General features: G+C 72.3%; 21 protein-coding genes. 13 read left to right on the top strand and 8 right to left on the bottom strand.

Going from position 1 to position 22253, the window contains the following annotated elements:
* Positions 1-5 precede the first annotated feature (5 nt).
* Together DEJ03_RS08825 and DEJ03_RS08820 are read right to left on the bottom strand one after the other, a co-directional pair.
* Positions 6-680 carry a DUF6518 family protein gene (locus DEJ03_RS08825; RefSeq protein ID WP_110864329.1) on the bottom strand — a complete coding sequence of 225 codons (675 nt, stop codon included), beginning with the start codon at positions 678-680 and terminating at the stop codon, positions 6-8.
* A 108-nt stretch (positions 681-788) separates the two neighbouring features.
* Positions 789-2231 carry a PLP-dependent aminotransferase family protein gene (locus DEJ03_RS08820; protein ID WP_258370677.1) on the bottom strand — a complete coding sequence of 481 codons (1443 nt, stop codon included), beginning with the start codon at positions 2229-2231 and terminating at the stop codon, positions 789-791.
* Between the two features lie 61 nt (positions 2232-2292).
* On the opposite strand from DEJ03_RS08820, the gene DEJ03_RS08815 reads away from it, so the two are divergent.
* From DEJ03_RS08815 to DEJ03_RS08805, 3 genes are all read left to right on the top strand, one after another.
* Positions 2293-2982 carry a YitT family protein gene (locus tag DEJ03_RS08815; RefSeq protein WP_110864328.1) on the top strand — a complete coding sequence of 230 codons (690 nt, stop codon included), beginning with the start codon at positions 2293-2295 and terminating at the stop codon, positions 2980-2982.
* Between the two features lie 134 nt (positions 2983-3116).
* The gene (locus tag DEJ03_RS08810) at positions 3117-4001 is read left to right on the top strand and encodes a DUF4097 family beta strand repeat-containing protein (protein WP_110864327.1); all 885 of its coding nucleotides are present in this window, start codon (positions 3117-3119) and stop codon (positions 3999-4001) included.
* Positions 3998-4579, top strand: a complete 582-nt coding sequence (locus DEJ03_RS08805) for a PadR family transcriptional regulator (protein ID WP_071405831.1) — start codon at positions 3998-4000, stop codon at positions 4577-4579. Before DEJ03_RS08810 ends, DEJ03_RS08805 begins: the two co-directional genes overlap by 4 nt.
* Before the next feature lie 140 nt (positions 4580-4719).
* Here the strand turns inward: DEJ03_RS08805 and DEJ03_RS08800 are convergent, their stop codons facing one another.
* Positions 4720-5172 (bottom strand): MerR family transcriptional regulator, encoded by a 453-nt coding sequence (locus DEJ03_RS08800; RefSeq protein WP_110864326.1) that lies wholly within the window; start codon positions 5170-5172, stop codon positions 4720-4722.
* A gap of 130 nt (positions 5173-5302) precedes the next feature.
* Between DEJ03_RS08800 and DEJ03_RS08795 the strand changes: the two genes are divergently transcribed.
* The 4 genes from DEJ03_RS08795 to DEJ03_RS08780 all read left to right on the top strand — a co-directional run bounded on the left by DEJ03_RS08795 (position 5303) and on the right by DEJ03_RS08780 (position 9320).
* Positions 5303-7549, top strand: a complete 2247-nt coding sequence (locus DEJ03_RS08795; protein ID WP_110864325.1) for an APC family permease — start codon at positions 5303-5305, stop codon at positions 7547-7549.
* 11 nt (positions 7550-7560) lie between these two features.
* Positions 7561-8316 (top strand): hypothetical protein, encoded by a 756-nt coding sequence (locus tag DEJ03_RS08790; RefSeq protein WP_110864324.1) that lies wholly within the window; start codon positions 7561-7563, stop codon positions 8314-8316.
* 167 nt (positions 8317-8483) lie between these two features.
* Positions 8484-8759, top strand: a complete 276-nt coding sequence (locus tag DEJ03_RS08785; RefSeq protein ID WP_017886246.1) for a DUF3072 domain-containing protein — start codon at positions 8484-8486, stop codon at positions 8757-8759.
* Positions 8760-8879: 120 nt separating this feature from the next.
* On the top strand, positions 8880-9320 hold the full coding sequence (locus DEJ03_RS08780) for a DoxX family protein (RefSeq protein WP_071405836.1): 441 nt from the start codon (positions 8880-8882) through the stop codon (positions 9318-9320).
* Between the two features lie 128 nt (positions 9321-9448).
* Here DEJ03_RS08780 and DEJ03_RS08775 read toward each other — a convergent pair whose 3' ends face one another.
* Complete coding sequence (locus DEJ03_RS08775; protein WP_110864323.1) at positions 9449-10594, bottom strand: NAD(P)-binding domain-containing protein; 1146 nt, start codon at positions 10592-10594, stop codon at positions 9449-9451.
* A 158-nt stretch (positions 10595-10752) separates the two neighbouring features.
* Between DEJ03_RS08775 and DEJ03_RS08770 the strand changes: the two genes are divergently transcribed.
* Positions 10753-10971 (top strand): DUF3073 domain-containing protein, encoded by a 219-nt coding sequence (locus tag DEJ03_RS08770; RefSeq protein ID WP_017886249.1) that lies wholly within the window; start codon positions 10753-10755, stop codon positions 10969-10971.
* 423 nt (positions 10972-11394) lie between these two features.
* Here the strand turns inward: DEJ03_RS08770 and purM are convergent, their stop codons facing one another.
* Positions 11395-12510 carry a phosphoribosylformylglycinamidine cyclo-ligase gene (gene purM, locus DEJ03_RS08765; protein ID WP_110858852.1) on the bottom strand — a complete coding sequence of 372 codons (1116 nt, stop codon included), beginning with the start codon at positions 12508-12510 and terminating at the stop codon, positions 11395-11397.
* A gap of 73 nt (positions 12511-12583) precedes the next feature.
* Here purM and purF point away from each other — a divergent pair, with 73 nt between their 5' ends.
* Positions 12584-14041 carry an amidophosphoribosyltransferase gene (gene purF / locus DEJ03_RS08760; protein ID WP_027465037.1) on the top strand — a complete coding sequence of 486 codons (1458 nt, stop codon included), beginning with the start codon at positions 12584-12586 and terminating at the stop codon, positions 14039-14041.
* Positions 14042-14127: 86 nt separating this feature from the next.
* Here purF and DEJ03_RS08755 read toward each other — a convergent pair whose 3' ends face one another.
* A complete protein-coding gene (locus DEJ03_RS08755; RefSeq protein WP_110858851.1) occupies positions 14128-14529 on the bottom strand; it encodes a hypothetical protein in 402 nt (133 codons plus the stop codon).
* A 108-nt stretch (positions 14530-14637) separates the two neighbouring features.
* On the opposite strand from DEJ03_RS08755, the gene DEJ03_RS08750 reads away from it, so the two are divergent.
* Positions 14638-17226 carry a LuxR C-terminal-related transcriptional regulator gene (locus DEJ03_RS08750; RefSeq protein ID WP_146237692.1) on the top strand — a complete coding sequence of 863 codons (2589 nt, stop codon included), beginning with the start codon at positions 14638-14640 and terminating at the stop codon, positions 17224-17226.
* Between the two features lie 306 nt (positions 17227-17532).
* On the opposite strand, the gene DEJ03_RS08745 is transcribed toward DEJ03_RS08750, so the two are convergent.
* A complete protein-coding gene (locus DEJ03_RS08745; RefSeq protein WP_071248502.1) occupies positions 17533-17904 on the bottom strand; it encodes a sterol carrier family protein in 372 nt (123 codons plus the stop codon).
* Positions 17905-17961: 57 nt separating this feature from the next.
* Here DEJ03_RS08745 and purD point away from each other — a divergent pair, with 57 nt between their 5' ends.
* On the top strand, positions 17962-19230 hold the full coding sequence (gene purD / locus DEJ03_RS08740; RefSeq protein ID WP_110864321.1) for a phosphoribosylamine--glycine ligase: 1269 nt from the start codon (positions 17962-17964) through the stop codon (positions 19228-19230).
* Complete coding sequence (locus DEJ03_RS08735) at positions 19227-20096, top strand: phosphoribosylaminoimidazolesuccinocarboxamide synthase (RefSeq protein ID WP_071248348.1); 870 nt, start codon at positions 19227-19229, stop codon at positions 20094-20096. The genes purD and DEJ03_RS08735 overlap by 4 nt, the downstream gene beginning before the upstream one ends.
* Before the next feature lie 500 nt (positions 20097-20596).
* Here DEJ03_RS08735 and DEJ03_RS08730 read toward each other — a convergent pair whose 3' ends face one another.
* On the bottom strand, positions 20597-21820 hold the full coding sequence (locus tag DEJ03_RS08730; protein ID WP_110864320.1) for a PP2C family protein-serine/threonine phosphatase: 1224 nt from the start codon (positions 21818-21820) through the stop codon (positions 20597-20599).
* 88 nt (positions 21821-21908) lie between these two features.
* Between DEJ03_RS08730 and DEJ03_RS08725 the strand changes: the two genes are divergently transcribed.
* A complete protein-coding gene (locus DEJ03_RS08725; protein ID WP_110864319.1) occupies positions 21909-22226 on the top strand; it encodes a hypothetical protein in 318 nt (105 codons plus the stop codon).
* The last annotated feature ends 27 nt before the right edge of the window (positions 22227-22253 follow it).

Raw genomic sequence — 22253 nt, 5'->3', positions numbered from 1 at the left:
CAGGATCAGAACCCGCCGAGCAACAGGTACGCCCCGAGCACCGCCACCGTGCCGACCACCCCGGTGCCGAGCGCCACCACGCGCGCGACGGGTGAGCGGGTGCCGAGGACCCCGATGCCGAGGAGGAGCACGCCGACGACGATCTCGACGGCCCAGGTGACGTGCCCCGTCGTCGCGGCGACCTGCAGCAGCCCGCGGATCCCCTCGCCGACGAGCACCGCGGCCGTCACACCGAACGCCCCCGCACGCCACCGGGCGTCGCGGGACCGCACCGCCACGGCGACCGCTCCGGCCAGCAGCCCGGCCGGCACCCCGAGCAGCACCCAGGGGTTCGTGATCGACAGCACGTCGGGGAACCCGCGCAGGACGGTCGTGGCCCAGTACCCGACGTGCATGAGCTCGAGGAGCACGACGCCGAGCACCATCGCCAGCGGCAGGGCGACCCGGCCCCCTCGTGCTCCGGCCACCAGGCACAGCAGCGCGGCGACGAGGAACCACGGCCCGGCCGAGTTCGACACGGAGGCGAGCGCGGGCACGGCCTGCCCGAACGAGGTCAGGACGCCCGCCAGGAACGCCCCGCTGAGCGCGATGGTGACCCGCACCACGGCGGGGACCGCCGCGGGCGGCTCGACGGGCGTCGGCACAGCGGAGCGGGTTCCGGCGGACAGGGTCGCGTTCATGGCACCAGCCTCGCCGGACCCCGCCGACGCCGCATCACCCCGAGGAGCGAGAACCCCCGACCCGACCTCACCCCAGAGGATGACGCCGAGCCCCGGACGACGCACCGCTCAGACCACCGCCGCCAACGACCCCCGCACGCCGCTCGTCTCGCCGCCCACCCGTTCCCACGACCGCGACAGCACGTCCACCAACCGCCCCCGATCGGCCGGGGCCATCGTGAACGGCACCCGCAGGAACCGTTCGAACCCGCCGTCCGGCCCGAACACCCCGCCCGAGGCGAGCACCACACCCTCGGCCCGCGCGGCGAGCACGAGCGCGCTCGACACCGGCCGGCCGAGCCCCACCCACGTCGTCAACCCGCCCGCCGGCGCCGGGACGTCCCACTCCGGGAGCCGCGCCCGGAGCGCCCCCACGACCGCGTCGCGACCTTCGCGCAGGGACGCACGCCGCGCCTCCAGGAAGGCCGCCGTGCGCGGGACCAGCTCGCGCACGACCAGCTGGTCGAGCACGGGGGTGCCGAGGTCGCCCGTGGGGCGGGCGAGCAGCAGCCGCTGCAGCAGCGCCGGGTCGGCACGGATCCAGCCGATCCGCAGGCCGCCCCAGAAGACCTTGGCGGCGGAACCGATCATCACGACCGACGGGTCCGACGCCGCCAACGGCGGCGACGGTTCCCCGTCGATCCGGAGCTCCCCCATCGTCTCGTCGGCGATCACGACCGTGCCGACCGAGGACGCGACCGACAGCAGGAGCCGGCGGGTCGATGCGGACATGGTCGCACCGGTCGGGTTGTGGAGCTCGGGCATGACGTACGCGACGGAGGGCGCGGTGCGACGCAGCGTCGTCTCGAGCGCGGCGGCGTCCCACCCCGTCCGCGCGTCGACGGGGACGCCGACCAGGCGGCCTCCGGCCTCGCGGAAGGCCTCGTGCGCGTGCGGGTAGGTCGGGGACTCGACGAGCACGGCGTCGCCACGGCGGACGAGCACGCGAGCGAGCAGGGCGATCGCGTGCTGCGCGCCGAGGGTGACGATGACCTGGGCGGGCTCCGTCGGCAGTCCGCGCTCGGTGTAGCGCGCGGCGATCGCGGCGCGCAGGCCGGGGTCGCCGACGGTGTCGTAGCCGATCCCGGCGAGCGCCGCGGGCACGTGCCGGACCGCCCGCTCGACCGCCTCGTCGATGCCGGGGGCCGCGTGCAGGGCCGCCTTGCGCAGGTCGAGCAGGTCCCCCTCGACGACTCCGCCCAGGCGTTCGGGGTCGGGCCGGCCGACCAGGTCGCGGGGCAGGTGGACCACGCTGCCGGAGCCACGGACGGACACCAGGAACCCGTCGGAGCGCAGGCGGGCGTAGGCGTTCGCGACGGTGGTGCGCGAGACGCCGAGGGCTGCCGCCAGTCCGCGCTCGGCCGGCAGCCGGACGCCCTGGGCGACCCGTCCGTCGATGACGAGGACCCGGAGGGCATCGGCGAGCGCCTCGTAGGCCGGGGCGTCGGTCCCGGCGCGCCAGTCGGTCAGCAGGTGAGAGGCGGCGCGGGCACTGATCAGGACAGGGGGCACAGGTCCACGGTAGCGCGATTGGCTCTCGACCAGCAGGCCAATCTGTCGGGACGATGGCCACATGCCCCGTCGCACCGCCCTCACCCTGCGCTTCGTCCAGCTCTTCGTCGGACTGTTCCTCTACGGCGCCTCGACCGCGCTGCAGGTCCGAGCGGTCGTCGGCGTGAGCTCGTGGACCGTGCTGACCCAGGGGCTCGAGAACGTCGTGCCGTGGTCGTTCGGCGTCATCACGGTGGTGTCGAGCGGCGTCATCCTGCTGCTGTGGATCCCGCTCCGCCAGAAGCCGGGCATCGGGACACTGCTGAACGCCCTGGCGATCGGGCCGAGTGCCGACCTGGTGCTCTGGCTGGTGCCGGAGCCGTCGGGGCTCGTCGCCCGGATCGGGCTGTTCGCCGCGGGACTCGTGCTGCTCGCGGTCGCGACGGCGTTCTACATCGGTGCGGGGTTCGGCACCGGGGCGCGGGATGGTCTGATGGTGGGGTTGCACCAGCGGCTCGGCTGGCCGATCTGGCTCGCGCGGACCCTGGTCGAGGTCACCGTCGTGATCGTCGGGTGGATCCTCGGCGGGGACGTCGGCGCGGGCACCGTCATCGCGGCGTTCGCGATCGGCCCGATGGTCCAGCCGCTCATGCCGCACTTCCGCCGGTTCCCGTGGAGCCCCGAGCGCACGGCAGCAGCGCGCGACGGCGCAGCGCCCACCGCCACGCCCGCCCTGGAGGCCCACCCCACCCCCGCCACGCCCGCTTCGTGAGCGGAAATGGTCGGGTCCACAGCCCCGGCCCGACCATTCCTGCTCACGATCCCCCACAGCCCCTTGCGGCTCGGAGCAACGCGATATAGCGTGACCTCCACAGACGCGATACATCGCGAGTTCCAGGAGGCAACATGGCGCAGGAGAAGTGGCTCGTCGACGAGCCCAAGGTCATCGACACCGGCATCGTGCGCACCGTGCGTGTCGGCCTCGTCGGCGGGCAGGTGGACGTCGTCGCGCACGACGAACCCACGGCCCGGGTCGAGATCCACAGCGTGTCCGGCAAGCAGATGCTCATCGAGGTCGACGGCGACACCCTCACCGTCGACCACCCCCAGGTCCGGTGGGACGACCCCATCGGGTTCCTGAAGTCCTTCCGCGGCAAGGCCCACGCCGACGTCAGCATCCTGGTCCCCCGCGACGCCGGCATCACGCTCGGTGTCGTCTCGGCCGGTGCGCTGCTGTCCGGCACGAACCGCGGTGCCACCCTCAACACGGTGTCCGGCGACCTGGTCGTGGACGGCGTCGCGGGTGACGTCACGGTCAACGCCGTCTCGGGCGCCACCACGATCCGCGACCTCGACGGCGCGCTCGCGGTGCACACCGTCTCCGGCGATGTCGTGGCCACCGGCGAGATCCCGCGGTTCCAGGCCGACGGTGTCTCGGCCGACGTCGTGCTCGACCTGCACGGGGTCCCCGAGTCCGCCCGCGTCAACACGGTGTCCGGGTCGGTGAGCGTCCGCCTGGCGGACGGCGTCGCCTACAAGTGCACGGTGAACACCGCGACCGGCAAGCTGCAGTTCGACGACGCCGAGATCCGCGGTGTGCGCGGTTCCTACGTCAAGCAGGGCGGCGAGCTGTCCGGCCAGTGGCTCGACCTGCGGGTGAACTCCGTCTCCGGCGACATCGCGGTGCTGCACGCCCCGCCGGTCGCCGAGCCGACACCCCCGACGACGCCGACCACGCCGCCGCCGACCACACCGACCACACCGACGAACGAGAGCGAGGTGCCCGAATGAGCCCCGTCTTCGCCCACGGCCACCTGCGCCTCTACCTGCTCGTCCTGCTGGCCGACCACCCGATGCACGGCTACGAGCTCATCCAGGCACTCGGCGACCGCTTCGGCGGCACGTACGTGCCGAGCGCCGGCACCGTCTACCCCCGGCTCGCGAAGCTCGAGGACGACGGCCTGGTCACGAAGACCGCCGACGGCCGCAAGACCGTCTACGCGATCACGGACGCCGGCCGTGCCGAGCTCGCGGCACGTGCCGACGAGATCGCCACGGTCGAGTCCGGCGTGAGCGACTCGGTGAAGTCGTTGGCCGACGGCGTGCGCGCCTCGGTCGGCGAGGCCATGCGCTCGCTCCGTGCTGACCTGGCCGCAGCCGCCGAGAGCCCGGCGACCGGTTCCGCCGAGGAGCCCGTGTCCGTCCCGTCGGACAGTGCCCGCGCCCTGCGCGAGCTCGAGATGGCCCTGTCGTCGTTCCGGCAGCAGGTGCGTGCGGACCTGCGCCGTCGAGCGACCCGCGGCACGCTCGGTGCGGACACCGTGACGCGTCTGCGTGACGGCCTGGAGGCCCTGCGCAAGTCGCTCTGACGGCCGGCGGCCGACAGGCGGTCGCGACCACGGGCCTCCCGGCCGTCGTCCGCACCGTGTCGCGCCCGACGTCACCCCCGGAACCAGGTTCCGGACACAGCACCGTGCAGATGCGCGGTGCCGTGTCCGAACCTGGTTCCTCAGCGCCCCGCACCCGGCGGATCGGCGGCCGGGACCCGCGTCGGCGGGAAGCCGGCGAACGCCTCGCCTGCCGTCAGGTCCTCCCCGTGCTCGACGCGCGCCACGGTGGTGCGGACCGCGGCCAGCTGCCGGGCCAGCCGGTCCCGTTCGTGCTCGAGCCACGTCAGGTGCGCCGTGAGCGCCGCGACGTCGTCGCCCTCGTCGTCGAGCCGTCGCGCGATCTCCGGCAGCCCGAGTCCGAGCCCGCGCAACAGCAGGATGCGCTGCAGCCGGACGAGCGCGCGGTCGTCGTAGCGCCGCAGCCCACCGGCGCCGACGGCGGTGGCCGGCAGCAGCCCGACGGCCTCGTAGTGCCGAAGGGTCCGGCTCGAGACACCGGCGGAACGCGCCACCTCGGTGATGACGTGGGGAGCTTTCGCAGCTGGTTCGTCCGGGCCTGTCGATGCGCTCATGCTGGCGACTGTAATGGTTGACGCTGCGTCAACCACAAGGGGTGCGCGATCCCTTGGGTGGAGCACCGGTGGGCAGCCGGGAATATGCGGCAGGCGAACCGTGTTGACTCGCGCCCGGAACTGAGTAGGTTTGCCGCTCGTGACGAACGAGATCCGGTCGTTGAAAGCACGACTGATCGGGGATCCCCTCCCCTCTGAGAAGCTCGAAGGACAGCTCCTCCCGAAGCACCTGGCACTGCCGATCTTCGCGAGTGACCCGCTGTCCTCTGTCGCGTACGCGCCGCAGGAACTCCTGATGATCCTGCTGCTCGGCGGCATGGCCTTCCTCACGTTCGCGCCGTGGGTCGCCGCACTCGTCGTGCTGCTGCTCGTGGTCGTCGTCGCCTCGTACCGACAACTCATCAAGGCGTACCCGTCGGGTGGTGGCGACTACGAGGTGGCGCACCGGAACCTGGGCGAGAAGGCCGGGCTCGTCGTCGCGAGCGCGCTGCTCGTCGACTACGTGATGACGGTGGCCGTGTCGGTCGCCTCCGGTGTCGACAACATCATCTCGGCGCTCCCGATGCTCGACCACTTCCGCGTCGAGCTCGCCCTGCTGTTCGTCGTGCTGCTCGCCGCCGCGAACCTTCGAGGTGTGCGGGAGTCGAGCAAGGCCTTCGCGATCCCCACCTACCTGTTCGTGGCGAGCGTCTTCGTGATGGTCGTCACCGGGCTCGTCCGGGTCGCCGCCGGCAACGCCCCGGTCGCCGAATCCGCGGCGTACACCGTGCAGAACGTGGAACACACCACGCAGGCGGCGTTCATCCTGCTGCTCCTCCGCGCCTTCGCCTCGGGCTGCTCCGCCCTGACCGGCGTCGAGGCCATCGCGAACGGCGTGCAGGCGTTCCGCCGGCCGAAGATCAAGAACGCGCAGGCCACCCTGGTCGCCATGGGCGGCATCGCGATCGTCCTGTTCATCGGGCTCATCACCCTGGCGCTCGTGTCGCACGTGCACTACGCCGAGCGGGCCTGCGACCTGCAGGGGTTCGCGAACTGTGCGACCACGCCGCAGCGCTCGCTCATCGCGCAGATCGCGGCCGCGACGTTCGGCAACAACTCCGTGCTGTTCTTCGTGATCCAGGCGACCACGGCGGCGGTCCTGCTCCTCGCGGCGAACACGGCCTTCAACGGGTTCCCGCTGCTCGGCTCGATCCTGGCGCGCGACTCGTACGCCCCGAAGGCGCTCTCGACCCGCGGCGACCGGCTCATCTACTCGAACGGCGTCATCGTCCTGGCCCTCGTCGCCGCGGCGCTGCTCGTGGTCTACCGGGCGAACGTCACGAGCCTCATCCAGCTCTACATCATCGGTGTCTTCGTGTCGTTCACGCTCGGACAGACGGGCATGGTCGTGCACTGGACACGACTGCTGCGGGCCGATCGGGACCGGAACGGGGCGCCCACCGCAGACGGCGAGCCACCCGTGAACCGCGGGCAGGTCGTCCGCTCCCGCACGATCAACGCGATCGGCGCCACCTTCACCCTCGTGGTGCTCGTCATCGTCACGATCACGAAGTTCACCCACGGTGCCTGGCTCGTGTTCCTGATCATGCCGGTGCTGTACGTGCTCATGCTCGGCGTGAACCGCTACTACCGCGACGTCTCGCACGAGATCGAGGCGGACGTCGAGACGAAGTTCGGCGCCACCGGCGACCACGCGATCGTCCTGGTGAACAAACTGCAGAAGCCCGTGCTCAAGGCGCTCGACTACGCGGTCGCCGCCGAGCACGCGAGCATCGAGGCGGTGCACGTGGCGATCGACGACGCCGAGTCCCAGCGCCTGCGCGACCAGTGGGCGGAGTACGGCATCCAGGTGCCGCTGACGATCGTGCCGAGCCCGTACCGCGACATCTCGATGCCCCTGATCAAGTACATCAAGGCGCACCGGAACGAGCACGGCTCCGAGGTCGTCACCGTCTACACCCCGATCTTCATCGTCGGGCACTGGTGGGAGGGTCTGCTCCACAACCACCGCGGCCGCCGCATCCGCAAGAAGCTGCTGCTCGTGCACGGCGTCACCGTGGCCCTGGTGCCGTGGCTGCTCGACTCGTCCGAGCTGCTCTACGGCCGCCGTTCCCGCCCGCTGCCCGGCCAGGAGCGCCGTGGCGAGCCCGTCCGGCCCCCGCTCCGCCGCCCCGCGCAGCCCGGTTCGTCGGCCGAGGCCGCGGCCTCGGCTTCGGCCGAGGACCGCCTGCTCCGGTCCGCCGAGCGCAACAGCATCCAGCCGCGCCGCGCAACCCGTCCGGCCGGCCCCGCCGAGGGCGTCGACCCCGCGCTCTGCACGGGCGAGATCCACGCCCTCGTGCCCTCCCCGCCGCGACGGGGAGCCGACGAGTCGTAGCATGTGGCCCCATGACCATCAGTGACCTGCGGACGTTCGCCACGTTCGACGGACACGGCGGCAAGGTCTCGAAGCGCGTCGAGGTGCTCGACCACGAACCGCCGGCCGGCAGCCCGCTCGAAGGACTCGTCGCCGTGCGCGGCGAGCACCCGCTCGGCGCGCGCGACGAGCGCGCCGCCGACGAGTCCGCCGCGCTCTCCCGCGGCGTCCCGAGCGTCGGCTGGGTGGACCCGGCCGCGCTCCGCGACTGGTACCGCCCGGACCGCGTCGTCCTCACCCGGCTCGAGGCGCGGCAGTCCGGCATCGAGCCCGGCGTCTACGCCGACTCCCGTGGGCGCGGTCGCGTCCGGATCGACGGCCTGGAGGCCCACCTCGCCCCCGACGGGCGCCCCGCCTTCCGCGCACTGGCCGGCCCCACCGCCGAGCCCGTCGTCGACGTGCCGCTGCCGACCGACCAGGCCGTCCGCCTGGTGGCGGTGACCGCGGTCGACGAGGGACTCGAGGTCGTCACCGCCCCGGTGTCACCGTTCCTGCAGCCCGGCGAGCACCCGGCGTACGGTGACGACGTGGTCGGGTTGCCGCCACGTCCGGCGAGCGGGCACGTCCGGGTCACGGCGTCGGTGCTGCTCGACGGCGAGCTGCACGAGGTCGACCGGATCGACGAGCGTGCGGCGACCATCTGGATCCGGCGGGACGACCGCGTCGTGCCGATCGCCACGAGTGCCGTCGGGGCGGACCTGGTGCGGTACGCGGCGACCGCGGTCTGAGCCGCTTCGGTGCGGATGCGTACCGTCGTGCGCGCTGGGCCGCTGAGCGGCTTCGGTTCGATGCGTGCCGTTGTGCCGTTGTGCCGCTGGGCCGCTGAGCCGCTGAGCCGCTTCGGGGGACGCCGCTGCTGCGTGTCGTGACGGGGGTGCGGCGTACCGTCGCGGACATGAGTGACGCAGACCGCGACCAGCAGCAGACCCCGGACGCACCGATCCAGGGCGAGACCCTGGGCGGCCCCCGACCCGACCCCTCCACCGACGCGAGCAAGGACCCCGAGCAGTGGGTCACCGGCGACGAGCCGATGACCGGACCGCAGCGCAGCTACCTCGACACCCTGGCCCGTGAAGCCGGCGAGGAGCTCCCCGCCGACCTCACCAAGGCGCAGGCGTCGGAGCACATCGACCGCCTCCAGCAGCAGACCGGCCGCGGCGCCGATTCCTGAGAAGCAGTCCGCCCTTCGGCGGACCGCTGTCTGGGCATGCTCTGGGCATGTTCTGGCGAAGCGCGGTCAGTCCCCTGTTCGAGGACGATCGATGACGCGTCACCGGTTACCTTCGTGGCCATGCGAACGACATCGACCTCCATCGGCCTGACCGCGCTCCGCATCGTCCTCGGGGTGGTGTTCATCGCCCACGGCGCCCAGAAGTTCGCCCAGGGCATCCCCAACGTGGTGCAGGGCTTCTCGGGCATGGGCGTCCCCCTCGCCGAGGTCGCAGCACCCCTCGTCGCTGGCCTCGAGCTCGTCGGCGGCGTCCTGCTCGTGCTCGGCGTCGCGACCCGCGTCGTCGGCGTCCTGCTGGCAGTCGACATGGTCGTCGCCGGGTTCCTGGCCCACGGCACCGCGGGCTTCTACTCGCAGGACGGCGGCTTCGAGTACGTGCTCGTCCTCGCGGTGGCGTCCCTCGCCGTGGCGCTGACCGGGCCCGGGCGGTTCTCGCTCGACGCCCTGGTGCTCAAGTCGTCGCGCCGTCGTCGTGGCGTCGAGGAGCCCCTCCCCGCCTGAGCCGCGCGTCCCGGTTTCGTCTGGTGCGAGGTTCCGTTCCCGGTGAGAGCTCACGAGGCCCGCACCGGGAACGGAACCTCGCACCGTTCACGCTGCCCCTCGCACCGTGCGAGGCGTCGCAGTGCCGTTCAGCCCGCCAGCGCGTCCATGACCTGGCGGGCGATGCGTCGGCCGGCCCGGTTCGCACCGATGGTCGATGCCTGGGGACCGTAGCCGGCCAGGAACAAGCGCGGCTCCTCGGCCGACCGGCCGTCCTCGACCACCACCCCGCCCGCCGTGGTCCGCAGGTGCAGCGGCGCGAGGTGCCGCAGGTCGGCCCGGAACCCCGTCGCCCAGATCACCGCGTCGGCGTGTACGTGGGTGCCGTCTGCCCGCACCACCCCGGTCTCGTCCATCCGGGTGAACATCGGCTCGTCGCGCAGCACACCGCGGTCGATGCCGGCGCGGATCCGTCGCGACACCGGGACCCCGGTGCCACTGACGATGCTCGGCAGGACCTCGCCGGCGCGGGCAGCACGGTCCTGTTCGTCGACGGCGGCCACGGCGGACTCGACGTCGAGCGACGCCGTCCCGGCCCAGACCATCGGGCGCCGGGTGAACCACTGCGTCGAACGGGCGACGCCGTCGAGTTCGAGCAGGAACCCGATCGCGCTCGTCCCACCGCCCACCACCACGACGTCCTGGCGGGCGAACTCAGAGGCGCTGCGGTACTCGGTCGTGTCGACCTGGCGTCCGCGGAACACGTCGCGCCCCGGGTACCACGGCACGAACGGGGTGCCCCACGTACCGGATGCGTTCACCACGACCTCCGCACGGATGCGCGTGACGGTACCGTCGGCGCTCCGGGTCGTGACGCACAGGTCACCGTCCGCCGGGGCGTCGCCCGCCGGGGCGTCGCCGCCGCCGATGCGTGCGACGGACGTCACCGTGACCGGGCGCCGCACCCGCAGGTCGTAGTGCTGCTCGAACCGCCGGTAGTACTCCCCGACGACGTCCCGTGCAGGCCGCGACCGGTCGGCGTCCTCAAACTCCAGGCCCATCGCACGCATGCCGGGCAGGTCGTGCACCCGGTGCGCCGCTCCGAGCCGCAGGGCCGCCCACCGGAACTGCCACGCCCCACCGGTGCTCGGCGCGCGGTCGAGGATCACCAGGTCGCTGCCGGGGACGAGCCCGAGACGACGCAGGTGGTATCCCACGGAGAGCCCCGCCTGCCCCGCACCGATCACCACCACGCGGGCGTGCTGGTCGACCGGGGTCTCGAGGGGTTCCGTCATCACTTCGATTCTGCTGTGCGGGCCAGCCGTCGCGCGACGTCCAGATCGAGGTACATGGTAGAGTGATCGGCAGATTTCAAACCACGAACCGTCTGGTTCCCCGAGTGATCTTCCGTCATTCGCCAGGACCGGACCAGAGCCGAACGAGGGGGTCACGCATGGGGCGCGGCCGTCAGAAGGCGAAGCACACCAAGGTCGCCCGTGAGCTGAAGTACTTCAGCCCGCAGACGAACTACGGTGCGCTCGAGCAGGAGCTCTCCGCCGGACAACACTCCGACGAGAACTACGTCGACCGTTGGGCGGACCAGTACGGTCCGGAACCGGCGGAAGACGAAGACGAGTTCGAGACCCAGGCAGACCAGAACAAGTCCGCCTGACCTCTCTCGCAGTCACGCCGCGCAGCCCTCGGGCAGCGCGGCGTTTCCGCGTGCCCGGACACCCGTCGGCGCGCTCGGTTCCCGGCCCCGAGTGGTCACGACTCACCGTGCGCACGACGCCGAGTGGTCACAACCCGTCGGATGCAGGCCCGCCAGGCGACGGTTCGTGACCACCCGCCGCAGGCACCATGGCGAGTCCCCGGCACACGAAGCACCGGCGGTACGGGAAAGGCTGCCCGAGTCCCGCGCCCGGCACCGCGCCCGAGTGGTCACGACTCCCCGCGGGAGTGATGCCGAGCGGTCACGAAGCGTCGGCTGCAGGCCAGCCGAACGACGGTTCGTGACCACTCACCGCACGCACCACGGCGCGGCGCACCACGGCGCGGCGGAGCCGGAGCCGCCTGCCCGCAGCCGCCCAACGGGTCAGCCCGCGTAGCTCCCGACGAGCCGGACCGCGCCGCCGTCGACACCCTTGGCGCCCTGCTCGAACCCGGTCAGGTCCCGTGCGGACGTGGCGATCGTGCCGACGGGCCACGTGGGCATGCCGGCGGCACCGAGCGAGGCGATGACCTCGGCAGCAGCCCCGGCCGAGACGACGGCGAACATGCCGATGCCCAGGTTCCAGGTGCCCTCGGTGTCCTCGATCGGGGTGCCGGCCATGTCGGCCAGGACCCGGAACACCGGGAGCGGCTGCCAGGTGGAACGGTCGACCTCGACCCAGGAGCCGACGGGCAGCACGCGCGCCAGGTTCGCGGCGATGCCACCACCGGTCACGTGCGAGAGCGAGTGCACCGCGCCCGGGTGCTGCTCGAGCAGTGCCAGGAGCGGGGCGGTGTACAGCCGGGTCGGCTCGAGCAGGGCTTCGCCGACGGAGACCGCGCCGCCGAACCCGACGCCGCTCAGTTCGGGCAGCTGGTCCGTGAAGCCGACGCCCCGCGACGCCAGGATGTGCCGCACGAGCGAGTACCCGTTGGAGTGCAGGCCCGACGACTCGATCGCCAGGACCACGTCGCCGTCCTGCACCAGGTGTGCGCCGAGCTGCGCGTCGGCCTCGACGACACCCGTCGCCGCACCGGCCACGTCGTAGTCGTCCGGGCCGAGCAGCCCCGGGTGCTCGGCGGTCTCGCCGCCGACCAGGGCGGTGCCGGTCTCCGAGCAGCCGCGGGCGATGCCGGCGACGATGTCGGCGATCCGGCCCGGCACTACTCGGCCGCAGGCGATGTAGTCGGTCATGAACAGCGGCTTCGCGCCGACCACGACGATGTCGTCGACGACCATGCCGACCAGGTCCTGCCCGATGGTGTCGTGCTTGTCGATCGCCTGCGCGATGGCGACCTTGGTGCCGACGCCGTCGGTCGAGGTCGCGAGCAACGGGTGTGAGAAGTCCTTCAGGAACGAGACGTCGTAGAGCCCGGCGAACCCACCGACGCCACCGAGGACCGAGGCGTTGTGGGTGGCCGCGACCGCGGACTTCATCAGTTCGACGGCCAGGTCACCGGCAGCGGTGTCCACTCCGGCTTCGGCGTACGGGTTGGGCATGCGGAGTCCTTCGCGGTGACATGGCAGACTTGTTCGGTACCCCCCGATTCTACGGTCTGGAGCACACCCGCGAATGTGCGGCATCGTCGGCCTTGTTGCGCAGGGCCCCGCCAACCAATCCATCTACGACGCACTGCTCCTCCTGCAGCACCGCGGGCAGGACTCGACGGGCATCGCCACGGTCGAGGGTCACGTGCACCACATGCACAAGACCCGCGGGCACGTGCGCGAGGCGTTCCGAACCCGCGACATGCGTGCCCTCCTCGGCACCATGGGGCTCGGACACGTCCGCTACGCCACCAAGGGCGCCGCGACGAACGAAGAAGAAGCCCAGCCGTTCTACGTGAACGCGCCGTACGGCATCGTCCTCGTCCACAACGGCAACCTCACCAACACGCGGGAACTCACGCGTGAACTGTTCGACATCGACCGTCGTCACCTGAACACGACGAGTGACACCGAGCTCCTGGTGAACGTGCTGGCGCACGAGCTGCAGGGCCAGGTCCGCGGCGCGAACCTCGACCCGGGTCAGGTCTTCGACGCCGTCGAGCGCGTGCACGAGCGGGTCGAGGGCTCCTACGCCACGATCGCGACCATCGCCGGGCACGGGCTGCTGGCCTTCCGTGACCCGTTCGGCATCCGCCCGCTGATCCTCGGCCACAAGTTCGACGAGGCCGGGCAGCCGGAGTGGGTCGTCGCGAGCGAGTCGCTCGTGCTCGAGTCCGGCGGCTACGAGATCGTCCGCGACATCGCTCCGGGCGAGGCCGTCTTCATCGAGATGAACGGCCAGATGCACGCCCGCCAGTGCGCGAAGAACCCGCGCCTGGTGCCGTGCTCGTTCGAGTACGTCTACCTGGCGCGTCCCGACTCGGTGATGAACGGCATCTCGGTCTACGACGCGCGTCTGCGCCTCGGCAACCGCCTCGCCGACACCATCGAGCAGTACGCGCCGACCGGTGACATCGACGTGGTCATGCCGATCCCGGACTCGAGCCGTCCGGCGGCCATGCAGGTCGCCCGGAAGCTCGGCATCGAGTACCGCGAGGGCTTCTACAAGAACCGCTACGTCGGCCGCACCTTCATCATGCCGGGGCAGGCGGAGCGCAAGCGTTCGGTGCGCCAGAAGCTCAACGCGATGTCGTCCGAGTTCAAGGGCAAGAACATCCTGATCGTCGACGACTCGATCGTCCGCGGCACCACGAGCCGCGAGATCGTCGAGATGGCCCGGGCCGCCGGCGCGAACGAGGTCACGTTCACGAGCGCCGCTCCCCCTGTCCGGTTCCCGCACGTCTACGGCATCAACATGCCGACGCGTGCGGAGCTCATCGCGCACGACCGGAAGATCCCGGAGATCAACCGCGTGCTCGGCAGCGACCACCTGATCTACCAGGAGGTCGGGGACATGCGCGACGCCATCATCGAGGGCTCGGACGTGACCGACCTCGAGATGAGCTGCTTCACCGGCGAGTACGTCACGGGCACCGTGAGCCCGGAGTACCTGTCCTGGGTCGAGGCGAACCAGCTCAGCTGAGTGGGGGGTCGCCATCGCGACCACCAGACGGACTGGAGGCCCGATGCCAGCTGGCACCGGGCCTCCAGTCCGTTGGTCGGGGGCGGCTACGGCCGCTGGTCACCGTGGTCGTCGAGCTCACCGTCGACCGTCTCGGGCGGCAGTTCGACCTCGACGCGCTCCGCCGTCAGGCGGGCCGACCGCCGGGCGTAGACCCGGTCGAACACGACGGCGACGACCGCACCGACGAAGGCGCCGATCGTGACGCCCCACAGGCTGAAGTAGCCGACCAGGCTGCCGAAGCTGGTCTGGTCCCGCTGGCCGCCGAGGTTCATGGTGAGGGCGACCACGACGAGGGTCGCGAGGAACCCGAGCACGGCACCGCCGACGATGAACACGCCGAACTTCGGTGCACGGCGGATGGTGACCTCGTCGGGGCTGGCGACCGCGCTGGGAGCCGGTGCCGGCGTGGGGAGCGGCTGCTCGTCGGGTTGATCGGTGTTGCTCACCCGTCCATTGTCCCCCACTGTGGGACGTCCCGCGGCCTGTGCGCGGCGACCGATCCGGGAGAGGATGGTCGCTACTGGTCGGTATCCCAAGCGGAGGAGGTGTGTCGGATGCGTGAACGAACCGCACCCGCCCGCCGACGCCGACCGGCCGCCCCCGCCCGCGTGGCCTGGCCCGTCGCACAGCGCGCGGAAGAGGACCGCGCCGTCGCCGTCGTCGCCGAGCACCGATGGAGCGTCGCGCTCGTCGGTGCCCCCGGCATCGGCAAGAGCACCGCTGCGGCGCGGGTCACCGACCGCGTCGCCGGTCGCGACGGCACCGGCCGCACCGTCGTCGTGCCGATCACGGCGGTCGCCGCGAGCCGGTCGATGCCCTTCGGCGCCGTCGCCGAGCGCTTCGGCGAGTTGCCGGCGTCCATCTCGGAGCTGTCCGACGATACCGGCGCCGAGCAGCGCTTCCGTGCGATCGAGGACCTCGTCGACCGCGACGTCCTGCTCCGCGTGGACGACGCCGACCACCTCGACGCGATCTCCGCGCGGTACGTCGCCTGGCTGGTCCGCCGGCAGGGTGCTCGGCTCGTCCTGACCTGCCGCGACTTCACGGCGCTCCCCGAGCCGCTCCGCGCGCTGTGGCAGGACGACCTGCTCGAGCGCATCGACCTGCAGCCCCTGGCGCTGCACGAGACCGCGGCGCTCGTGGCCGAGGCGCTGGGCTCGCCGCTCGAGAACGCCTCGGCCGAGCGCGTCCACCGCGCCACCGCCGGCAACCCGCTGTACCTGCGCGAGGTGGTCCGTGCGGCGCGGGTCTCCGGCGCCCTCGACCACACCGCGACCGGGTGGTACTGGCGCGGGCGCGTGACCGCGTCGGACAGCCTCGCGGACATGTACCGCACCGAACTCGGGTCGCTGCCGGAGGACCTGCGCGACGTCGTCGACATCGTCGCCCTCGCCGACCCGATCCCGCTCGCCCGCCTGCTCGGCCTGGTGACCGGCGGGGACGTCGACCGGGTCGTCGCGCTCGGCCTGGTCCGCATCGACTCGCTCGACGACGGTGCCGCGGTCGTCCGGCCGTCGCACCCGCTCGTCGGCGAGGTCATCCGCACCCTGGTGCCGGTGGCCCGGCGAACGGCACTCTTCGCGCGCGCCAACGCCTTCCGCACCGATCGGCCCGAGGGCGCACCGCCCGCCGCACGCCTGCGTGCCGCACTGTGGTCGCTCGAGTGCGGGGTCCTGCCGTCGGTCGACCAGCTGCTCGACGCGGCGCAGGTCGCCGTGCGGCTGCAGGAGCACGAGAGCGCGATCGCCCTGGCCTCGGCAGCGCTCCGCACGACGCTCACCCCCACCGAACAGGTCGCGGCGCACTGCCTCCGCTCGCTGGCGTACTCGTACTCGGACGGCCGTGAAGCCGGCCGCGCCGACGCCGAAGCCGCCTGGGCCGTGGCGAAGCGGCACGTCGGCGACGTCACCGACGAGGCCGTCATCGAAGCGTGCGAGACCCTGGCGAACATCCGCCAGTTCCACGACGACGACATCGCGGCGGCGGTCGCCCTGACCGATGCCGCCACGCGCCTGGTCGTGTCCGACGAGGCCGTCGAACGGCTCCGGCTGCTGCGGATGGCGCACCAGGGCTGGGGCGGCGACTTCGCCGAGGTCCGGGCCGAGATCGAGCGCAGCGGCATCGTGGACGCCCCGACGATGCCGATGTCGTTCCTCGCCGTCGCACCCTGCGCCGTGATGGCCTTGGCGACCGCCGGCCGGCTGGACGACGCGTCCGCGCTCGGCCACCGCGCCCTGGCCACCGCCGTGGCCCACGTCGAGGCAGCGCCCTGGAGCGTCGGCGAGAACTCCTCCGTCCTGCACCAGGTGCAGATGTGGCGCGGCGACCTGGACGACCTGATCATCGAGGTGCCGGCGGGCCGGTCCAGCCCCTACCTGAAGTACGACTTCACGCTCGAGCTCATCGGCCAGGGCAACCTGGCGATCGCACAGCGCCGCTGGGACGACGCCGTCGCCGCGTTCTCGGCGGCGTGCGAGCGGTACGACATCGCCGACCACGGCGGGTTCGCTGCCTACCCCTGGGCGCGGCTGGCCCTGGCGCTCGCGTACGGCGGACGCCCGGAAGCAGCCGCCAGCGCGCTCGAACGAGCCCGGACCACCCCGCAACGGGCGATGCGCATCACCGGCGAGCAGGTCGCCGTGTCGATCGCCTGGACCGAGGCCGTGCTCGGCAACCCGGCCGGACTGCAGCACGCCGACGAGATCATCGAACGCAGCACGGCGAACGGCTCGTGGACGCACGTGATGTACGGGTACGCCCTGCACCACGCGGTCGGCATGGCGCAGGGGCGCGACTCGACCGGCTCGCTCGAGCGGATGCGCGAGGCCGCCACCCGCGTCGACGGGCCCCTCGCCGCCGCGGTGATCGAGTACGCCGACGCCGTGCGCGCCAGCGACCGGACGCGGGTGATCGCGGCGCAGGGACTGCTCGCGGCACACGGCATCTCCGTGACCGCGGGACACTCGAAACCGCCGCTGACGAAGCGCGAGTACGAGGTCGCCGAACTCGCCGCGCAGGGGCTGAGCAACCGGCGGATCGCGGAGTCCCTCGGGCTCTCGACGCGGACGATCGACGCGCACCTGTCGCGTGTCTTCGCGAAGTGGGACCTGCACGCGCGGTCGGAGCTCAGCGAGCTGCTCTGAACTGCTCGGTACTCGGCGCGGCCGACTCCGCGTTCCGCGTCGGCTGTCGCGCACGCAAGAACGTTGCGGATTGCAGCACGACGCGCCGCTGCGATTGACACGTTGTGTGGAACATCGCGTACCTTGGTGCCTGTCGCCGGGTTCGGACCCGTTCGGGTCGGGTCCGAATCCCGGCGACTTCAAGCTTAGGAACCCGGTCGATGCGAGCGCATCGGTAGGCACTACCTAATTCCCGCGGGAGTTCTCCGCAGGCGCTTTCGCCGCGGCGGCTCGGTGCCGGCGGATCGGTGCCGGCGGCTCGCAGGGTCAGGCGCCAGGGGCGGGCAGCCGGACCGGCAGGAACGCCGTCAGGTCGGCGCGCGAGCCCGAGGCACTGACGCGCGACTGCGCGACCGCCTCGGCCCAGGTCAGCTCACCGGACGCGAGTGCCAGCCACGTGGTGGCGTCGGTCTCGACCACGTTCGGCGGCGTGCCACGGGTGTGCCGGGGTCCGGGCACGGCCTGGACGGCGGCGAAGGGCGGCACCCGAACCTCGACGCTGTTGCCCGGGACCTCGTCCGCCAGGCACTGCAACGTCCACCGCACCGCGGTCGCGACGGCCGGTCGGGCCGTCTCCCCACGGCGCACGGCGGCCAGTGCCGCGCGCCCGTCAGCGTCCTCGATCCTCCTGGGTGGCATCTCCACAGGCTAGCCCTCGCATCGCGGGCGGCGAGTCGGGCTGGGTAGGGTGATCGGGTGCGAATCCTCGTCCTCGGTTCCGGTGCCCGCGAGCACGCGATCATCACGGCCCTCCTCGCTGAGCATGCGGGTCACGTCATCACGGCAGCGCCCGGCAACGCCGGCATCGCCGCCGACGTCGAGACCGTCTCCCTCGACCCCACCAACGGTGCGCTCGTCGCCGAGTACGCCATCGAGAACGACGTCGAGCTCGTCGTCGTGGGCCCAGAGGCCCCGCTCATCGCCGGCGTGGCCGACCCGGTGCGCACCCGCGGCATCCCGGTGTTCGGGCCGGGCAAGGCCGCCGCGCAGCTCGAGGGCTCGAAGGCGTTCGCTAAGCGGATCATGGGCGAAGCCGGTGTGCCCACGGGGCGTCCGGTCTACGCGGGCACGGCGGACGAAGCCGTCGCCGCGATCGACGAGCTCGGCGCCCCGTACGTGGTCAAGGCCGACGGGCTCGCCGCCGGCAAGGGCGTGCTCGTGACCGACGACCGCCAGGCCGCGATCGACCACGCCACCTACTGGCTCCAGCACGGACACGTCGTGGTCGAGGAGTTCCTCGACGGCGAAGAGGTCTCCTTGTTCTTCCTGAGCGACGGGCACGACGTCCGCGCGCTCAGCCCCGCGCAGGACTACAAGCGCCTGGCCGACGGCGACCTCGGACCGAACACGGGCGGCATGGGCGCATACTCGCCGCTGCCGTGGCTCGCCGACCGCTGGCCGTCCGAGCAGGCCTTCGTCGACGAGGTCACCGAGCTCGTCGCGCTGCCGACCGTCCGTCGTCTCGAGCACGAGGGCACGCCGTTCGTCGGACTCCTGTACTGCGGCCTCATCGTCACCGAGCAGGGCGTCCGCGTGATCGAGTTCAACGCGCGCTTCGGTGACCCGGAGACGCAGGTCGTGCTCCCCCGCCTGGCCACGCCGCTCAGCGAACTCCTGCTGGCCGCCGCCACCGGGCAGCTCGGTGCCGTGCCCGCGCCCGTGTTCCGCGACGAGGTCGCCGTGACCGTCGTCCTGGCGAGCGAGGGCTACCCGGAGAACCCGCAGACCGGTCGACCGATCACCGGCATCGACGACGCGAACGCCCGCGACGGCGTCTCGGTCGCGCACGCCGCCACCGGCGTCCTCGACGACACGCTCGTCGCCACGGGTGGCCGGGTGCTCAGCGTCGTGGCGACCGGGTCCGACTTCGCCCAGGCCCGTGAACGTGCCTACGCCGGGCTCGGCGACATCACGCTCGAGGGCGCGCAGTTCCGCACCGACATCGCCGCGAAGGTCGCGAAGTGACCGCCCCCGCGCCGATCGCCGGCTGGCGGCACGTCTCGTCCGGCAAGGTCCGCGAGCTCTACGTGCCCGAGGGCACCGCCGACCTGGCGAGCGCGTCCGAGCTGCTGCTCGTCGCCTCGGACCGGGTCAGCGCGTACGACTTCGCGCTCGAGCCGCCGATCCCGGGCAAGGGCGAGCTGCTGACCCGCCTGTCGCGGTTCTGGTTCACCCAGCTGAGCGACGTCCCGAACCACATCATCGGTCCGTCCTCCGGTGGCACCCCCGTGCCGGCCGAGGTCGAGGCACGGTCGATGCACGTCATGCCGCTCACGATGTTCCCCGTCGAGTGCGTCGTGCGCGGGTACCTGGTCGGCAGCGGCTGGGCCGAGTACCAGGAGACCGGCAGCGTGTGCGGCGTCGCGCTCCCCGCGGGGCTCTCCAACGGTGACCGCCTGCCGGAACCGATCTACACGCCGGCGTACAAGGCGGCCCAGGGCGAGCACGACGAGAACATCTCGTACGAGCAGACCGTCGACCTGGTCGGTGCCGAGACCGCCGCCACCCTGCGCGAGCTCTCGCTGCACGTCTACACCGAGGCCGCGGCCATCGCGCTCGAGCGGGACGTCGTCATCGCCGACACCAAGTTCGAGTTCGGGCAGGACGCCACCGGCCGGATCCGCATCGCCGACGAGGTCCTGACGAGCGACTCCAGCCGCTACTGGGACGCCCGCTCCGCCGACCGCACCGACTCGTTCGACAAGCAGATCGTGCGGGACTGGCTCAGCGCGCACTGGGACCGCCAGGGCACGCCGCCGGTGCTCCCGGACGAGATCGTCGAGCGCACGGCTGCGCGCTACGCCGAGCTGATCGAGCGCCTCGGCGCCTGACGCCGCGCCCGGCCGGCGCGTGGTGTGGCGTGGCGTGGCCCGGACGGTCACGACACCCCGCTCACGTCTGTCGTGCGGTCACGAACCGTCGGCCGAGGCCCCGCCAACCGACGGTTCGCGACCACTCGGCACCCCACGCACGACACGTCGCGACCCCTCGCCGCGTGACGCCCGTCGCCGGCCGAACGGTCACGACACCCCGCTCAGGTCCGGCGAACGGTCACGAACCGTCGGCCGAGGCCCCGCCGACCGACGGTTCGTGACCACCCGGCGGCCCACCCACGACACGTCGCGACCACTCGCCGCGTGACGCCCGTCGCCGGCCGGACGGTCACGACACCCCGCTCAGGTCCGGCGAACGGTCACGAACCGTCGGCCAACGCCCCGCCAGCCGACGGTTCGTGACCACTCGGCGGCCCACGCACGACACGTCGCGACCACTCGGCCGGCGACGACCCGCCGCGTGACCGCCGACGAGCCAGCCGACAGTTCTCGACCGGTCAGGCCTCGAGCGCCTCGACGGCGTCGCGCGCCACGACGACGACGGTCAGGTCGTCGCCCGGGTCGTGCTCGGCGACGCGTGCGCGCACCCGCTGCAGGAACGTCTCGACGTCCGGGGACTCCCGGTACAGCGACCCCAGCTCGGACAGCGACGCGAGCGTGGAGTCCCAGAGCTCGAGCGCGCCGTCGGTCACGACGATGAGCACGTCACCGGGCCGGAGCACGAGCGACCCGGCCGCGCGGGGCATCCCGGCGGGGTGCAGCCCGATCGGCAGGTCCGACGACCGCAGGATCCGCTCGGCACCGTCGTCACGGAGCTGCAGCACGAGCCCGTGGCCGGCGTCGGCGAAGTCGAGTCGCCCGGTGGACGGGGCCAGTCGGCCGTGGAACATCGTCGCGAAGGACTCGGCACGGCTGAGCTCGGGGGCGACCTGCGCCTCGAGTTCGGCGACGGCGGTGCCCGGGTCCTGGTCGCCGCGGGCGAGCAGGCCTCCGCGGATGTTCGCGGCGAGGAGCCCGGCGGACATCCCCTTGCCCATGACGTCGGACACGGTCAGGTGGATCGAGTCCTCGCCGGAGCGGTGCCAGTCGTGGAAGTCACCGGAGACGAGCCCGTGCGGGATCGACATCCCCGTGATCCGGTACCCGGGAACCTGCACCTCGGTCGGCTGCAGGCCGTTGAGCACGGTGCGCAGGCGGTCCTCGTCGGCTCCGGCGAGCAGTTCGCGCTCCGCCCAGACGCCGAGTTCCTGCAGCAGTTCGAGCTCGTCGGTGTCGAGGGTGCGCGGCTCGGGGTCGATCAGGCAGAGGGTGCCGATCTTCAGGTCGTCGTCGCCGGCACGGAGCCCGACCCCGGCGTAGAACCGGACGTTCGGGTCACCGAGCACCATCGGCAGGTCCGCGTACCGGGCGTCCTCGCGGGCATCCGGGACGACCACGGGCCCCTGCTCGCCCAGGGTCCGTCCGCAGAAGGTGTCCTGCAGCGGGATGACCGGCCCGAAGGCTGCGTCGCTCTGCTGCGACTTGATCGTCAGGGTGGTCTCGCCGGCCAGGTTGAGGAAGGAGCCGGAGACCCCGAGGGCCTCGCGCGCGATGCGGGTGATCCGTTCGAACCGTTCCTCGACGCCACCGTCGACCACGTCGAGCGCCGCGATCAGGGCCGCTCGCCGGACGGCATCGGCCCCGGTCGGCGCGGGCACGGACATCGCGGTTTCCGGCTGCATGCTTCCACGGTAACGCGCTGAACGGACAGGGCCTGGCCCCAGTCCGGAGGGCGCAGATCGTCGGGCGCGTCGGCGTACCCTGGTCGTCGTGCTCCGAGTCGTCCCCGCAACCGTCCTCGGCGTGGCCGCGCTCCTGGCCCTCGCCGGCTGTGGCGCCCACGACTCCACCGGCCAGGTGTCGGTCACGGTGTCGTCGAACGCCGCCGACCACCCCTACGAGGTCAAGGTGTTCGCCTCGACCGGCAAGCTCTCCGAGCACCAGCGGGTGTTCCCGGGTGGAACGGCCGAATTCGCGGGCGTCCCCCTCGGCAAGGTCACGGTCCGCGCCGGTGACCTGTGCCCGCAGACGACCAAGGTGTCCGACGGCACGGTCGCGACGGTGACCCTCACCACGACCGGCTGCTGACAACCACCCGCCACCACGACCGGCCGC

Source organism: Curtobacterium sp. MCLR17_043 (genome assembly GCF_003224215.1).
GTDB classification, from domain to species: domain Bacteria; phylum Actinomycetota; class Actinomycetes; order Actinomycetales; family Microbacteriaceae; genus Curtobacterium; species Curtobacterium flaccumfaciens.
The sequence above is the reverse complement of the archived record's forward strand: the minus strand, read 5'-3'. Positions and strand labels throughout refer to the sequence as shown.